This is a genomic window from Pseudomonas guangdongensis, assembly GCF_900105885.1.
Lineage (GTDB): Bacteria > Pseudomonadota > Gammaproteobacteria > Pseudomonadales > Pseudomonadaceae > Geopseudomonas > Geopseudomonas guangdongensis.
Window position 1 is genome coordinate 681,672 of the sequence record NZ_LT629780.1, and the last position, 13,790, is coordinate 695,461.

General features: G+C 64.8%; 17 protein-coding genes and 1 pseudogene. 3 read left to right on the top strand and 15 right to left on the bottom strand.

All coding sequences use genetic code 11. The annotated features are described in order from the left end of the window. Nucleotides 1-25 precede the first annotated feature (25 nt). From BLU22_RS03270 to rplU, 5 genes are all read right to left on the bottom strand, one after another. The gene (locus BLU22_RS03270; RefSeq protein ID WP_090212090.1) at nt 26-493 is read right to left on the bottom strand and encodes a CreA family protein; all 468 of its coding nucleotides are present in this window, start codon (nt 491-493) and stop codon (nt 26-28) included. Next, nucleotides 490-1,608, bottom strand: a complete 1,119-nt coding sequence (gene proB, locus BLU22_RS03275; RefSeq protein WP_090212092.1) for a glutamate 5-kinase — start codon at nt 1,606-1,608, stop codon at nt 490-492. The genes BLU22_RS03270 and proB overlap by 4 nt, the downstream gene beginning before the upstream one ends. A gap of 122 nt (nt 1,609-1,730) precedes the next feature. After that, nucleotides 1,731-2,954: an Obg family GTPase CgtA gene (cgtA, locus tag BLU22_RS03280; protein WP_090212094.1), complete on the bottom strand. Its 1,224-nt coding sequence runs from the start codon at nt 2,952-2,954 to the stop codon at nt 1,731-1,733. A 98-nt stretch (nt 2,955-3,052) separates the two neighbouring features. Then, nucleotides 3,053-3,310: a 50S ribosomal protein L27 gene (rpmA, locus tag BLU22_RS03285; protein ID WP_090212096.1), complete on the bottom strand. Its 258-nt coding sequence runs from the start codon at nt 3,308-3,310 to the stop codon at nt 3,053-3,055. A 28-nt stretch (nt 3,311-3,338) separates the two neighbouring features. Then, a complete protein-coding gene (rplU, locus tag BLU22_RS03290) occupies nt 3,339-3,650 on the bottom strand; it encodes a 50S ribosomal protein L21 (protein ID WP_090212097.1) in 312 nt (103 codons plus the stop codon). A gap of 241 nt (nt 3,651-3,891) precedes the next feature. On the opposite strand from rplU, the gene BLU22_RS03295 reads away from it, so the two are divergent. Continuing rightward, on the top strand, nt 3,892-4,860 hold the full coding sequence (locus BLU22_RS03295) for a polyprenyl synthetase family protein (RefSeq protein WP_090212099.1): 969 nt from the start codon (nt 3,892-3,894) through the stop codon (nt 4,858-4,860). A 143-nt stretch (nt 4,861-5,003) separates the two neighbouring features. Then, complete coding sequence (locus tag BLU22_RS03300) at nt 5,004-5,231, top strand: hypothetical protein (protein ID WP_090212100.1); 228 nt, start codon at nt 5,004-5,006, stop codon at nt 5,229-5,231. Nucleotides 5,232-5,244: 13 nt separating this feature from the next. Here the strand turns inward: BLU22_RS03300 and BLU22_RS03305 are convergent, their stop codons facing one another. From BLU22_RS03305 to BLU22_RS03330, 6 genes and pseudogenes are all read right to left on the bottom strand, one after another. Continuing rightward, nucleotides 5,245-5,862, bottom strand: a complete 618-nt coding sequence (locus tag BLU22_RS03305; protein WP_090212101.1) for an FKBP-type peptidyl-prolyl cis-trans isomerase — start codon at nt 5,860-5,862, stop codon at nt 5,245-5,247. A gap of 38 nt (nt 5,863-5,900) precedes the next feature. After that, nucleotides 5,901-6,038: a DUF2256 domain-containing protein gene (locus BLU22_RS03310; RefSeq protein WP_090212103.1), complete on the bottom strand. Its 138-nt coding sequence runs from the start codon at nt 6,036-6,038 to the stop codon at nt 5,901-5,903. Further along, complete coding sequence (locus BLU22_RS03315) at nt 6,035-7,570, bottom strand: cryptochrome/photolyase family protein (protein ID WP_090212105.1); 1,536 nt, start codon at nt 7,568-7,570, stop codon at nt 6,035-6,037. The genes BLU22_RS03310 and BLU22_RS03315 overlap by 4 nt, the downstream gene beginning before the upstream one ends. 37 nt (nt 7,571-7,607) lie before the next feature. Beyond that, nucleotides 7,608-9,005, bottom strand: a complete 1,398-nt coding sequence (locus BLU22_RS03320) for a 3'-5' exonuclease family protein (protein WP_090212106.1) — start codon at nt 9,003-9,005, stop codon at nt 7,608-7,610. Beyond that, nucleotides 9,002-9,307 (bottom strand): DUF6482 family protein, encoded by a 306-nt coding sequence (locus BLU22_RS03325; RefSeq protein ID WP_090212108.1) that lies wholly within the window; start codon nt 9,305-9,307, stop codon nt 9,002-9,004. The genes BLU22_RS03320 and BLU22_RS03325 overlap by 4 nt, the downstream gene beginning before the upstream one ends. A gap of 165 nt (nt 9,308-9,472) precedes the next feature. Further along, nucleotides 9,473-9,736: pseudogene (locus BLU22_RS03330) on the bottom strand (YqhA family protein); the annotation flags it as partial. A gap of 476 nt (nt 9,737-10,212) precedes the next feature. Between BLU22_RS03330 and BLU22_RS03335 the strand changes: the two are divergent. Continuing rightward, on the top strand, nt 10,213-11,115 hold the full coding sequence (locus BLU22_RS03335; protein WP_090212110.1) for a bacteriophage abortive infection AbiH family protein: 903 nt from the start codon (nt 10,213-10,215) through the stop codon (nt 11,113-11,115). Nucleotides 11,116-11,176: 61 nt separating this feature from the next. Here BLU22_RS03335 and BLU22_RS03340 read toward each other — a convergent pair whose 3' ends face one another. The 4 genes from BLU22_RS03340 to BLU22_RS03355 form a co-directional block, all read right to left on the bottom strand. After that, nucleotides 11,177-12,214, bottom strand: a complete 1,038-nt coding sequence (locus tag BLU22_RS03340; protein WP_090212112.1) for a hypothetical protein — start codon at nt 12,212-12,214, stop codon at nt 11,177-11,179. Nucleotides 12,215-12,413: 199 nt separating this feature from the next. Beyond that, nucleotides 12,414-12,479, bottom strand: a complete 66-nt coding sequence (locus BLU22_RS15460; protein ID WP_394327546.1) for a DUF4113 domain-containing protein — start codon at nt 12,477-12,479, stop codon at nt 12,414-12,416. A gap of 109 nt (nt 12,480-12,588) precedes the next feature. Then, a complete protein-coding gene (locus tag BLU22_RS03350; RefSeq protein WP_090212113.1) occupies nt 12,589-12,837 on the bottom strand; it encodes a hypothetical protein in 249 nt (82 codons plus the stop codon). Between the two features lie 320 nt (nt 12,838-13,157). Continuing rightward, nucleotides 13,158-13,676 (bottom strand): hypothetical protein, encoded by a 519-nt coding sequence (locus BLU22_RS03355; protein WP_090212115.1) that lies wholly within the window; start codon nt 13,674-13,676, stop codon nt 13,158-13,160. Nucleotides 13,677-13,790: the final 114 nt, after the last annotated feature.

Below are 13,790 nucleotides of genomic sequence, written 5' to 3' on the forward strand. Positions count from 1 at the left end.
TGCTTGCGCTAGGTTACGGAGGGAGTCAGTGCGCCGACGGCCAGGGCAGGATCGGGATGGCGGTCACCGCGTTCTGCGGGCTGCCTTCGATCAGGCGGTCGCTGTAGACCAGATAGACCAGGGTATTGCGCGTGCGGTCGAAGAAGCGCACCACCTGCATGGTCTTGAACACCAGCGAGGTGCGTTCCTTGAACACCTCCTCGCCTTCTTTCAGCGCTTCGCGGAAACGGATCGGGCCGACCTGACGGCAGGCGATGGACGCCTCGGCGCGGTCCTCGGCCAGCCCAAGGCCGCCCTTGATGCCGCCGGTCTTGGCCCGCGACAGGTAGCAGGTCACCCCCTCCACCTTGGGGTCGTCGAAGGCCTCGACGACGATCTTGTGGTCGGGGCCGAGCAGCTTGAATACCGTGGAGACCTCGCCGACGGTCTCGGCCTGCACCGTGCCGGCAGCCAGGGCCAGCGCGACGACCAGACCGCGCAGGGCGGGCCTCATACCAGCACCAGATTGTCGCGGTGCACCAGCTCCGGCTCGTCGATGTAGCCGAGCTCCTGCTCGATGGCTTCGGTGCTCAGGCCGATGATCCGCTGGGCGTCGGCGGCGCTGTAGTTGACCAGCCCGCGGGCCACCTCGCGACCGTCCGGTCCGAGGCAGACCACCATCTCGCCGCGGCGGAAGTTGCCTTCCACCGCGGTGACGCCGACCGGCAACAGGCTCTTGCGCTGTTCGAGCAGGGCGCGCACCGCGCCGGCGTCGAGGCTCAGGGTGCCGCGCATCTGCAGGTGGCCGGCCAGCCACTGCTTGCGCGCGGCGTAACGGCTGCGCTCGGGGGTCAGCAGGGTGCCGAGGCGCTCGCTGCCCTTGAGGCGGTCGAGCACGCGCTCGATGCGCCCGCCGACGATGATGGTGTTGGCCCCGGAGCGGGCCGCCAGGCGCGCGGCGCGCAGCTTGGTCTGCATGCCGCCGCGACCGAGGGCACCGCCGGTGCCGCCGGCCACCGCGTCGAGCGACGGATCGTCGGCACGGGCCTCGAAGATCAGCTGGGCATCGGGGTTGTGCCGCGGATCGGCGTCGAACATGCCGTCGCGGTCGGTGAGGATCACCAGCAGGTCGGCCTCCACCAGGTTGGCGACCAGCGCGGCCAGGGTATCGTTGTCGCCGAAGCGGATCTCGTCGGTGACCACGGTGTCGTTCTCGTTGATCACCGGGATCACGCCGAGGTCGACCAGGGTGCGCAGGGTGCTGCGCGCGTTGAGGTAGCGTTTGCGGTCGGAGAGGTCGTCGTGGGTCAGCAGCACCTGGGCGGTCTGCAGGCCGTGCTCGGCGAAGCTGGACTCCCAGGCCTGCACCAGACCCATCTGGCCGACCGCAGCTGCGGCCTGCAGCTCGTGGATGGTACCCGGACGCTCGCTCCAGCCCAGCCGGCTCATGCCGGCGGCCACCGCGCCGGAGGACACCAGCACCAGTTCGACGCCGGCGCGGCGCAGTGCCACCATCTGCTCCACCCACACGGCCATGGCGCCGCGGTCGAGCCCGCGGCCGTCGGCAGTCAGCAGCGCACTGCCGATCTTCACCACCCAGCGGCGGGCCTTGCTCACCTTCTCACGCATGTTCTGCAACCTTGCAATAGGGTTTGGGGCGCAGGGCGACCCTGCGCCGGTCGAACCTCACAACCTGTCCCGCTCCCGCCCGTGCGGCCATGCTGCATGGCCGCGCGAGCGTGCCGCCGGCCTCAGCGGACGTAGAAGATCTCCGGGCCGTCGCCGTCGTCATCCTCGTCGTCGAGGTCGTCGTCCTCGTCTTCCAGCGCATCGGCGCTCTTCACCCCGGCACGGCGCAGGGCACGGGCATCGTCCAGCTCCTGCAGACGGGCGCGGGCCTCGTCCTCGATGCGCTGGTCGAGCTCGGCGATCGCCTCGGCGAAGGCCGGCTCCTCGGCGATGCGCAGGCTGCGCTCGTCGATGTAGTTCATGATGTCGCCGCACAGCTTGTCGGTGCCTTCGCGCTCCAGGGCGGAGATCACGTAGACCGGACCTTTCCAGTCCAGGCGCTCGATCACCTGGCGCATGCGCGCCTCGCGCTCCTCGTCGAGCAGCTGGTCGGCCTTGTTGAGCACCAGCCAGCGGTCGCGCTGGGTCAGCGCCGGGCTGAAGCGGGCCAGCTCGCGGACGATGGCCTCGGCGGCGTCGGCCGGATCGGAGTCGTCCAGCGGCGCCAGATCGACGAGGTGCAGCAGCAGGCGGGTGCGCGCCAGGTGCTTGAGGAAGCGGATGCCGAGACCGGCGCCTTCGGAGGCGCCCTCGATCAAGCCGGGAATGTCGGCGATCACGAAGCTCTTCAGGCGACCGACGCTGACCACCCCGAGGTTCGGCACCAGGGTGGTGAACGGGTAGTCGGCGACCTTGGGCTTGGCGGCGGACACCGCGCGGATCAGCGTGCTCTTGCCGGCGTTGGGCATGCCGAGCAGGCCGACGTCGGCCAGCACCTTGAGCTCCAGCTTGAGGTCGCGAGCCTCGCCGGGAGTGCCGTGGCTGGTCTGCCGCGGCGCGCGGTTGACGCTCGACTTGAAGCGGGTATTGCCCAGGCCGTGCCAGCCGCCCTTGGCCACCAGCAGGCGCTGACCGTCTGCGGTCAGGTCGCCGATGATTTCCTGGGTAGCGGCATCGATCACCGTGGTGCCGACCGGCACCGGCAGGACCAGCTCCTCGCCCTTGGCGCCGGTGCAGTCCTTGCTGCGACCGTTCTCGCCGCGCTGGGCCTGGAAGCGGCGGGTGTAGCGGTAATCCACCAGGGTGTTGAGGTTGCTGTCGGCCTGCAGGAAGACCGAGCCGCCGTCACCGCCGTCGCCGCCGTCCGGTCCACCCTTGGGCACGAACTTTTCACGACGGAAACTCATGCAGCCGTTGCCGCCGTCACCGGCCTGCACATGGATGGACACTTCATCGACGAATTTCATGGGTAACGCCTCCCCGCCCAGGCGGGTCATTTTAGAGCAAGGGATTTACAAACAAAAAAGCCCTGTCGGCAGACAGGGCTTTTTCGGCGAACGCGTGATCAGTTGGCCACGACGCTCACGTATTTGCGACCGAAGGCACCCTTGGTCTCGAACTTGATCACACCGTTCACCTTGGCGAACAGGGTGTGGTCCTTGCCCATGCCGACGCCGACGCCGGCGTGGAACTTGGTGCCGCGCTGACGCACGAGGATGTTGCCAGCCACTGCAACCTGGCTGCCGTACATCTTCACGCCAAGGCGTTTACTTTCTGAGTCGCGGCCGTTACGGGTAGAACCGCCAGCTTTTTTGTGTGCCATGAGTCAATACTCCGGAAAAAGAGGGGGATCAGGCCTGAATGCCGGTGATCTTGATTTCGGTGAACCACTGACGGTGGCCCTGACGCTTCATGTGGTGCTTGCGGCGGCGGAACTTGATGATGCGAATCTTGTCGTGACGGCCCTGGGCGATCACTTCGGCAGTCACCTTGGCGCCTTCGACGACCGGAGCACCGATCTTGATGTCGTCGCCGTTGCCGACCAGCAGAACCTGCTCGAAAGCGATGCTTTCGCCGGTTGCCACGTCGAGCTTCTCGATCTTGAGGAATTCGCCTTCAGCGACTTTGTACTGCTTGCCGCCGGTAACAATTACTGCGTACATGGAATGTCTCCGTTAGACCTGCTCACCTGGCGCTTTGGAGGAGGAGTTATCGGCCAGCATGGCTGCATGGCGCCGGAAGGGTCGCCGATGCAATTGCGTAAGGCAGGGAATGCCAGGGAAGTTCGGGCCGGCGATTGTACGAAACGCCGCCGGGCCTGACAAGAGCCGCCATGGCTTGCCTTGACACTGCCAGACCCGCCACCTAGCATGCCGCGCAACCTTCGAGGAGCCTTGACAGCCGATGCAACCCCAGGCCTTTTACCGCGTGGTGGCGGACGACTTCACCGCCGTCGACGGCATCATCCGCCGCCAACTCGCCTCCCGCGTCCCCCTGGTGGAGAAGATCGGCGACTACATCACCTCCGCCGGCGGCAAGCGCCTGCGCCCGCTGCTGGTGCTGCTGGCCGGTAACGCCCTCGGCGCACGCGGCGAGCGTCTCGACCTGCTGGCCGCGACCATCGAGTTCCTGCACACAGCCACCCTGCTGCACGACGACGTGGTCGACAAGTCCGGCCTGCGTCGCGGTCGCGCCACCGCCAATGCGCTGTGGGGCAACGCGCCCAGCGTGCTGGTCGGCGACTTCCTTTATGCGCGCTCCTTCGAGATGCTGGTCGAGCTGGGCGAGCTGCCGGTGATGCAGGTGCTGGCCAACGCCACCCGGGTGATCGCCGAGGGCGAGGTGCTGCAGCTGTCCAAGGTGCGCGACGCCAGTACCACCGAAGAGATCTACATGGAGGTGATCCGCGGCAAGACCGCGATGCTGTTCGAGGCCTCCACCCACAGCGCCGCACTGCTGGCCGGCGCCAGCGCCGCCCAGGCCGAGGCGCTGCGCAGCTTCGGCGACGCCCTGGGGGTCGCCTTCCAGCTGGTCGACGACCTGCTCGACTACCGCGGCGATGCCGCCACCCTGGGCAAGAACGTCGGCGACGACCTCGCCGAGGGCAAGCCGACCTTGCCGCTGATCTACGCCATGCGCGAGGGCACGCCCGAGCAGGCGCAACTGGTGCGCGATGCCATCCAGAAAGGCGGCATCGAGAACCTCGACGCCATCCTCGCCGCGGTGGAAGCCAGCGGCGCCCTCGACTACACCGCCAGCCAGGCCCGCGCCTTCGCCGCCCGCGCCATCGCCTGCCTGGACGCCCTGCCGCCCAGCGAGTATCGCGACGCACTGGTGGAACTCACCGAGTTCGCCGTCGCCCGCACCCACTGAAGGCCTCGCGGCCATGCGATAACGCCCGTCATGGCCTGGCCATGACGGGCGTTGTGTTTTTCGCGCCGGGAACGACGGATGGACTTGGCTACCGCTCCGATAGGAATTATTCTCAAGTGAGAATCGACCTAAGGAGCTGCGCCATGACCTATCTGATCGACGCCTGGCTGGATCGCCCGCAACCCTACTTGCGCATCCTGCACCGCGACAGCGGGCAGGTCTGCGTCCAGCTGGAGGCCCAGGCGCTGGCCGATCTGCAGGAGCAGGGCGACCTGGACCTGGCCAGCCTGACCAGCAACGAGCCGCAGAGCCTCAAGGAGCTGCTGCGCACCCTGTTCCTCTACGGCTACGCCCAGGCGCTGCGCCCCTGAGGGCGCCCGCCGCTCAGAGGATATCGAGCAGTTCGACGTCGAACACCAGCACGCTGTGCGGCGGGATGCTGCCGACGGCCTGCCCGCCATAGGCCAGCTCGCTCGGCACATGCAGGCGCCACTTGCTGCCGGCGTTCATCAGCTGCAGGGCCTCGACCCAGCCGGCGATCACGCCGCCGACCGGGAATTCAGCAGGCTGGCCGCGCTCGTAGGAGCTGTCGAACACGGTGCCGTCGATCAGGGTGCCGTGGTAATGGGTGCGCACATGGTCCTCGGCGCTCGGCTTGGCGCCGTCGCCGCTCACCAGCACCTCGTACTGCAGGCCGGAGGCCAGCACGGTGACGCCTTTGCGCTGGGCGTTCTCGCTCAGGTAGTCGCGACCGGCCTGGGCAGCCTGCTCGGCCTTGGCCGCGGCTTCGGCCTGCATGCGCTCGCGGATCACCTGGAAGCTGGCGTTCAGCACCTCGGCGGGGACACGGTTCTCGGCGCCGTTGTAGGCGTCGGCCAGACCGGCCAGCACGGCCTCCAGGCTGGCGCCGGGCGGCGGGTTGTCGCGCAGCTGGCCGCCGAGCTGCAGGCCGATGCCGTAGCTGACGCGCGCTTCGTCGGTGGAAAGGTCGAGTTGGGACATGGGAACTCCACGCAAGGACAGAAAAAAGGTCGGGCAGACTAGCACAGGCGCCGCCCGCGCCGGCAGCGCTCCGAGCAGTAGCGCACCTCGTCCCAGCAGCGCGCCCACTTCTTGCGCCAGGCGAACGGCAGGCCGCACACCGCGCAGGTCTTCACCGGCAGCTCGCTCTTCTTCACAGCGCCTCCCCGGCGTCCAGCCGCGCCAGCAGTTGCTCGCCGCGCGCCCACAGCGCCTGCCGCTTGCCCTCCTCCATGCGCGCCAGGTTCTTGTAGACCATGGCCATGCGCGGGTTGCCCTGCAGCGGCTCGCGGTGGCGCATGAGGAAATGCCAGTAGAGCGCATTGAACGGGCAGGCGTTCTCGCCGGTACTGTCCTCCACCTTGTAGACGCAACCGGCGCAGTAGTCGGACATGCGCTTGAGGTACTGGCCGCTGGCACAGTAGGGCTTGGAGCCCAGATAGCCGCCGTCGGCGTGCAGCACCATGCCCAGCACGTTGGGCAGCTCCACCCAGTCGAAGGCGTCCATGTACACCGCCAGATACCAGTCGCACAGCTGGCGCGGCTCGACGCCGGCGAGCAGGGCGAAGTTGCCGGTGACCATCAGCCGCTGGATATGGTGGGCGTAGGCGTAGTCCAGGGTCTGGCCGATGGCCTGGCGCAGGCAGTTCATCCGCGTGTCGCCTGTCCAGTAGAACGCCGGCAGGTCGCGGGTGTTGGCGAAGGCGTTGCGCTGCGCGTAGTCCGGCATCTGCAGCCAGTAGATGCCGCGCACGTACTCGCGCCAGCCGATCAGTTGGCGGATGAAGCCCTCGGCGGCGTTCAGCGCCACCCGCCCCTGCCGGTAGGCCGCCTCCACGTCGGCGCACAGGCGGCGCAGGTCGAGCAGGCCGACGTTGAGCGCGGCGCTGATCCTGGCGTGGAACAGGTACGGCTCGCCCGCAGCCATGGCGTCCTGGTAGTCGCCGAAGGCGGCCAGGCCGAAGTCGAGGAAATGCGCCCAGAGCTGCTCGGCCTCGGCGTGGGTCACCGGGTAGTCGAAGCCGTCGAGGCGCCCGTAGTGGTGGGCGAAACGCGCAGCGACCAGCGCCAGCACCTCGGCGGTGATGGCGTCCGGCGCGAACTGCGCCGGCAGCGGCCCGCGCAGCCCCTTGGGCAGGCGCTTGCGGTTGTCGGCGTCGAAGTTCCACGCGCCGCCTTCCGGTGAGCCGTCCGGGTGCAGCAGCAGGCCGCTTTTCCTGCGCATCTCGCGGTAGAAGAACTCCATGCGCAGCTGCTTCTTGCCTTGCGCCCAGCGGGCGAACTCGGCGCGCGAGCAGAGAAAGCGGCTGTCGGCATGCCAGACCAGCGGCAGGCCGCTGGCCTTCAGCGCCTGCTCGACGCGCCAGTCGCCGGCCTCGGTGACGTAGATCTCGGCGGGCCGGTGCCGCGCGGCGCAACGCGCCAGCTCGCCGGCCAGACTGCCGCTGTTGGCCGGATCGTCGAGGGTCACGTAGTCCACCGTCACCCCGCGCTGGCGCAAGGCTTCGGCGAAATGGCGCATGGCGCTGAACAGGAAGGCGATCTTCTGCGGATGGTGCGGGACGTGGCCGGCCTCCTCGGCCACCTCGGCGAGCAGCACGCGGTCGCGGGCCGGATCGAGGTCGGCCAGCGAGGGCAGGTCGAAGGACAGCTGGTCGCCGAGGACCAGACGCAGGGCTCGCACGCTCATCGGGCGGAACTCCCGATGGGCTGCTCACGGAAGGCACTCACAGTTCGACGATCTCCATCTCGGGGTGGCGGCGCAGGTGGCTGCGCAGGATGCGGTAGGTGTCGCGGGTGAAGGGCGCTTCAGGGTTGTCCAGCAGCGCGGCGATCCGCGCCGGATCGCGGACGCTGCCCAGGTGCCGCCAGCCGTCCAGCACGTGCCACTCGCACAGTTCGTTGGCCGCATCGCGCTCGACCAGCGCCACCGGGCCGCGCCACGGCCAGGCCGCCAGGCGCCGGCCGCCGAAGGCGGCGCGCAGGCGGGCGTCGTGCGCGCTGCGCGGCTCGCGACCGCAGCAGGCGCCACGGCACTGGTCGAGCTGGGCGGCGAAACAGGCGCCCTGCCCGCTTTCCAGACCGAGCAGGCGCAGGCACAGGCCATGCTCGCGGGCCTGGCCGCGCAGCCATTCCAGGGCATCGCGGCGGGCGCGAAACAGTCCGGCGTGCTCGACGCCCGGCGCTAGCCGCGCCAGCGCCTGCAGCTCGGGGCGCAGGCCGCCGCCGGCCAGCTGCAGGGTCCAGGACAGCAGCTCGCGCTGGCGGCGCAGCTGGCGGTTGTACAAGGGTTGCAAGCGCGCCACCTCGGCGGCCTCCAGCAGCAGCGCGCCCAGCTCGCCGGCGGTCGGGGTGACGCGCACCTCGCACACCTGCTGGGCCATCTGCAGGCTGCGGCGGCTGGCGTGATCGTTCTGGAAGTGCGACTGCACCCGGCGGCGCAGGTTGCGGCTCTTGCCGACGTAGAGCAGCGCGCCGCCGGCGCCATGGAAGTAGTAGACCCCGGGACGCTCGGGCAGCTCGGCCAGGCGTGCGGCGCCGAGTCCCGGCGGCACCGCGCCCTTGCGCAACTGGCCGTTCAGGCTTTCGGCGCAGGCCGGATGGGCAGCCAGACGCTGCAGCAGTTGCCAGGTCGCCTCGGCATCGGCCGGCGCACGGTGGGCGATGAAGCGCGGGATGGCGAGCTGCGCGCACAGCGCGTCGAGGCCATGGGCCGGCAGTTCGGGATACAGCTGGCGGGCCAGGCGCAGGGTGCACAACTGGCGGGCGCGCAGCGCGAGGCCGGCAGCGCGCAGGCCGCGGCGCAGGAAGGCCAGATCGAAGCGCAGGTTGTGGCCGACCAGCAGCCGCCCCTGCAGGGCCGCCAGCAGCTCGCCGGCGATCGCGGCGAAGCGCGGCTGATCGCGCAGCTCGGCATCCAGCACCCCACTGAGCGCGGCTATCGCGCCCGGCAGCGGCTGGCCGGGGTCGAGCAGCCAGCTCAAGCGCCCGCTAACCCGCCCGGCATCGACCAGCAGCACGGCGATCTCCCAGATGCCGTCGCGCTGCGGGTGCAGGCCGGTGGTTTCCACATCCAGCACCGCCAGAGGACGCTGCAGCGCCGCCGGCAGTGCCGCGCCGCTCACCAGTGCGAGCGCATGCCGATCGGCACGCGCAGCGGTTCGCGGCGTCCTTCGCTCAGGCCGCACATCTCGTCGTAGGGCGACTGGTGGACCAGGTGGAAGGGCAGCTCGGGCACTTCCTGCAGCAGGTCGCGGGCGTGCTCCACCGAACGCAGGTGCCAGACCTTGCCGCGTTCGTCGTGCAGGGCGTGGCAGCGGCCGTCCATGTGCGCTTCGAGCACATAGATGCCGCCCTCCAGGGAAATCAGGTCGAGGGCTTCGATACGCCCGGCGAGGGCGTGGGTGGACAGGTCGTGGAGTTTCATGGCGGTCACCTCGGGCGATAATTTATACAAGCAGCACACAAGGTACAATATTTGTACAAATTATCGCGACCGCAAGACCGCCGATCCGAATCTGCCCGCGCACCCCGCAAACGACACCGCCCGTCGGCCTCGGGGCTGACGGGCGGTGCGGGAGGCGGGCGCGACTCAGTGCTTGGTCAGCTTGTCCACGTAGGCCATGGCGAAGGCCGACACCACGAAGGTCATGTGGATGATCACGTACCAGAGCAGCTTGTCGTTATCGATCTTCTGCGCGTCCATGAACATGCGCAGCAGGTGGATCGAGGAGATCGCCACGATGGAGGACGCCACCTTGAGCTTCAGCGAGCCGGCATCCATCTTGCCCAGCCAGTCGAGCTTCTCCTTGCCCTCGTCGATATCCAGCTGGGAAACGAAGTTCTCGTAGCCGGAGCAGTCGAAATGGACAGACGCATGGACATCGCCTCTGGGCCTGAAAACACGCGGCTTTTGACACCCGCAATACAAGTCCATATGGACATGAGATGTATGTGGACAGAAACGCGATCAATGTCCATATCCTATGCGCCCCTGCTGTTCATCCTTAAGAGACTGTGGCAGGGCGGCCCGGTCCTGTTCCTCTGCGAGCTCGCGCTTCCAGTGGGCGACTAGGGCGTCGACTCGGTCGTGGATCTGCGGGGGCTTCGATAGAACCAGACCTAACCCCTAGCGGACCCAAGCCACGCGCGGCCAGTGGCGACTGGCAGATATCGGCCAGTAGCGGACGTTCATGGATATCTACAAAGACTGGGCGACTCAGTCAGCGGGCACCGATTTCGGGAAACTAGAACATCAAAGTTCTACCCTACTTTCGTTATTTTAGATAATTTGCTAAATCACCAAAATCAAACTTCAATTTAGGAACCTTGATGGATACACAAATCCTCTACGTCATCGGCAACGGCTTCGATCTCCACCATGGTCTGCCTACCCAGTACAAAAATTTCAAAGCATTCCTGAATATGGTCGATCGGCAGGTATTTGACTGGATAGATACTTATGTTCCCGCGGATGAGGATTGGTCTGATCTTGAGCTTGCCCTGGCCGATATGGACACCGAAAGCGTCGTCTCCGATCTGACTGGTTTCCTTGCGTCATACGCTGACGAGGATTGGAGCGACGCGGGGCATCATGATTTCCAGTACGAAGTTGATCGGGTCGCCACCGGTTTATCGAAAACGCTGCAATCACGATTCGGTGATTGGATCAGATCCATCGTAGTTCCAGACTGCAGTCCAATCCATCAGCTACTGGGTACGTTGGATAGGAACGCCATATACCTGACCTTCAACTATACCAGCACGCTGAGCAAGCTGTATGACGTCCCAGCAGAGAATATCCTGTATATACATGGTGAAGGCGCTGAGCCTGGCTCTGAACTGATTCTGGGCCATGCATGGACTCCAGATGAGCGTACGTCGCTTCAGAAAGGCCTTGATGGAGAATCAGCAGACCATCGGGTAATGGAGGCGCTCGGCAGATTGGATGACTACTTCGAGCAGACCTTTAAGCCAAGCGAGCAGATCATCAAGCTCAACGCGGACTTTTTTTCAAATCTGCGATCAGTCACTCACGTGACTGTGCTTGGCCACTCCCTTTCGTCGGTGGATAAAGCATATTTCCTCGCGATGGTCGAGGCGCTGGAGAGGCGACCTGTAATCTGGACAGTGGCGGTCAGATCGCATGATGACGACACTCACAAAATTCAGTGCCTCAATGATTTCGGAGTTCCCAGAGAGCAGATCTACTGCAAACTCTGGTCGGAGCTATAGTGTGTGGTGAGGTGCCTGCCTGGCCACTTGCAGTGCTAAGCCAGGTCGTGCCACGCCCTAGTCAATCCTCGCGCATGAATTTCTCATAAGAATAAGCGTGATAGGAACACAGCCCACCATTGTCCTGATCGTCTTGCCCCAAGCTCTCCTCACAGATCTTGCATTCCGTGTATTCGAGCTCAGCGGAACACCACAGGCAGGACTGCTCATGGATGAGGAACGCTCCCCGACCGCATTGATTGCAGTCCTCAAGGGTGGGCTCATCACCGTCGCGCGGGTCGTAACTATGGGCTTGCTGTAGCGCGTCGACCATGAGCGGGGCTATCAAGGCTGTGTATCCACAGGCGATACAGGTTGCCTTAAAACGGTCATCGTTGTGTTCAACGGTATCGCCTGCATCTAGGCTTTCTTGCGCAGGCGCTAACAAAGTGGAACCGCATTCCGGGCACTTTGATTCTTCCAGCCAGGGCTCCATTCCTTCTGGCACGCAAGCATCAGACCATGCATCTTCACATCGTTTTGTGGTATCTACAAAGAAGTTGTGATGCAACAGCATGAGTTGCCAGGCATCCCCGAGGATTGCTGCTGGTGACTCTTCCAGCTCCGTCTGAATAAAATCCCGTAGCACTGGGAACAGCTCCGCCACGAAATCGGCGACCTCACCTAGCGTGTGAGCGGGATGCAGGTGCTCCAGATGGTTGCGGCACGCCTGTAGCTTTTCGATCACAGCCCAGTCGACATCGATCTCAAAAGCTTCGAAGCGCTTTTGGATCGTTACCACATCGATTGTGGTGGACTTGAACTTGCCCACCGGCACCCATTCGATACCTCCATCGCCATCTGAGTGAGGCAAAACCTCAGGTGGATTGAAGATTAGAGCGTCAGCATCAGCGGGGTCATCGACACACGTAGCGATTTTGTACTTGAACAGGAGTAGTACTCCTGCGAAGAGATTCCGGATAGCCGAGAGCGCCCGCGCTGGATCGCCCCCTGGATGTCTGCAGCGCTCGAAGTCCTCAACGCCTAACCGAATAGAGGTAAGTGCGTTCTCGCGAAGCTTGGCGGCATCAAGCCTCGGCATCGGGCGTTGGGGAGCCATATGATGATTTTCCTTCACGGCCTCAAAATAATTCGGCAGATATTAGCTGACGGGATCTGTGAATGGCACGCACTTCCCTAGAGCCCGGTTAGTCTCGTAGCGAGGCCCGCGAGAAGGGGCACGTTGCCAAAATCACCAACGTGTGCTCTTGGCCGATAGCAGTCTCTACTGACCCAAAGCATTCGACCTGACTGTGTGTTCAGGTCACGCGGCGCAACTCGCTCCAGCGGCTCACGTAGCTGGGCGATTTGAGCTCCTGACGCATTCTCCACCTAGCGCCGCCGGCACGCGGGCGAGCTGAATGGTGCCGCGGCCCATGCGCGCGTTGATGCGGTCGAGGGTGGCCATCAGCGCCTTTAGTAGTTGGGATCAGCTCATTCATCTTGGGCGTCTAAATCGGTTGCCACCTTTCCGAAAGACTCCCAGTGGCCAACCAGCTCATCGACGCGATCGGGAATGCGCGGGGTTTTGCTGAGCACAAGGCAGCGTGTCGTGCCCACGTACTCTTCGATCAGGTACAGCGAGTCTCCGACGTCGACCCCCATTTCCTGCAGGGCTTCATCAGGAATGCGAATGCCACCATCGCCTTCCCACTCTTCGATCACGACCTGCCGGGTTTCCATGGGCGGCTCCTGGGTGAGTTAGATCAGGCGTCCGCGGGGGGAGGCGACGGCGAGCCGACGCTCACGGATCCCACGGCACAGGCGTTCAGGGTAGCGAGCCTGCCGCCGGCCGGAAAGTGAAGATAACGGATTTTATCGTCACTTTCCTGCCGAGGGAGGAAACCTTGGGCTATGTACTAAAAGTGCCTGTGCTCGGTGAGGTCGCGTTTAAAAGTGGTTCGGAATGCTCCATGACGGCCAGTACACTCCGAGCCATCGTCACTTTTCGCCTCGTGTGACCTTCGTTCAGCTGACTTTTCGGACAGAACCCAGAGTCATGCTTACTGAGCGGGTTTAGCTAATGGCATTCCCATGTAGTGTTGGTGCCACATCATGTGATCCATCATCATCTGCTGCATCCCCATGTACCTGTCCATCATGTACTGGCGCTGTGCTCTCTGCTCCGGGGGCAGGTTCGAATAGTCCTGCCAGCCCATCATGTGGCCGCCACCCATCATGCCGCCGCCCATCATGTGCCCACCCATCATGCCTCCACCCCACATGCCCATACCCATGCCGTGCATCATTCCCATCCCGCCTTGCATGGTATTCCAATGCTCCTGGAGGAGTTTCTGCCGCTCCTTCGGGTCTTGGGTTTGCCGGATTTTCTCCATCTGGGCCTGCATCTTCTGGAGGTTTTCCTGCGCCTGAGCCATCTGCTTGTCGAACTCGGCAATGCTCGGAGCTTGCTGCTGCGCCGGGGGGGTAGCGCTTTTGGCTGGGGTTGGGTCTGCCGCCAGCGCCCATGCGGATGACAGTGATGCGGCAACGAGGAGTACCGCCAGTTTGATGTTTTTCATATCGAGCTGCCTTTGTGGTGGTGAGCTGAACCAACATCCCTATGAGCGAGCGATTGCGTTGACTCAACGGGTTTTGCCTAAAACTGTAGAGCCTCTTGGCTGGATTGCCTATTT

Bases quoted from the DNA above. Each gene is read 5' to 3' on its own strand.
- rpmA (WP_090212096.1), bottom strand. From the start codon at position 3,310: ATGGCACACAAAAAAGCTGGCGGTTCTACCCGTAACGGCCGCGACTCA.
- BLU22_RS03305 (WP_090212101.1), bottom strand. From the start codon at position 5,862: ATGTCCCAACTCGACCTTTCCACCGACGAAGCGCGCGTCAGCTACGGC.
- cgtA (WP_090212094.1), bottom strand. From the start codon at position 2,954: ATGAAATTCGTCGATGAAGTGTCCATCCATGTGCAGGCCGGTGACGGC.
- rplU (WP_090212097.1), bottom strand. From the start codon at position 3,650: ATGTACGCAGTAATTGTTACCGGCGGCAAGCAGTACAAAGTCGCTGAA.
- BLU22_RS03325 (WP_090212108.1), bottom strand. From the start codon at position 9,307: ATGAAACTCCACGACCTGTCCACCCACGCCCTCGCCGGGCGTATCGAA.
- BLU22_RS03340 (WP_090212112.1), bottom strand. From the start codon at position 12,214: ATGGCTCCCCAACGCCCGATGCCGAGGCTTGATGCCGCCAAGCTTCGC.
- BLU22_RS03300 (WP_090212100.1), top strand. From the start codon at position 5,004: ATGACCTATCTGATCGACGCCTGGCTGGATCGCCCGCAACCCTACTTG.
- BLU22_RS03295 (WP_090212099.1), top strand. From the start codon at position 3,892: ATGCAACCCCAGGCCTTTTACCGCGTGGTGGCGGACGACTTCACCGCC.
- BLU22_RS03270 (WP_090212090.1), bottom strand. From the start codon at position 493: ATGAGGCCCGCCCTGCGCGGTCTGGTCGTCGCGCTGGCCCTGGCTGCC.
- BLU22_RS03350 (WP_090212113.1), bottom strand. From the start codon at position 12,837: ATGGAAACCCGGCAGGTCGTGATCGAAGAGTGGGAAGGCGATGGTGGC.
- BLU22_RS03315 (WP_090212105.1), bottom strand. From the start codon at position 7,570: ATGAGCGTGCGAGCCCTGCGTCTGGTCCTCGGCGACCAGCTGTCCTTC.
- proB (WP_090212092.1), bottom strand. From the start codon at position 1,608: ATGCGTGAGAAGGTGAGCAAGGCCCGCCGCTGGGTGGTGAAGATCGGC.
- BLU22_RS03355 (WP_090212115.1), bottom strand. From the start codon at position 13,676: ATGAAAAACATCAAACTGGCGGTACTCCTCGTTGCCGCATCACTGTCA.
- BLU22_RS03335 (WP_090212110.1), top strand. From the start codon at position 10,213: ATGGATACACAAATCCTCTACGTCATCGGCAACGGCTTCGATCTCCAC.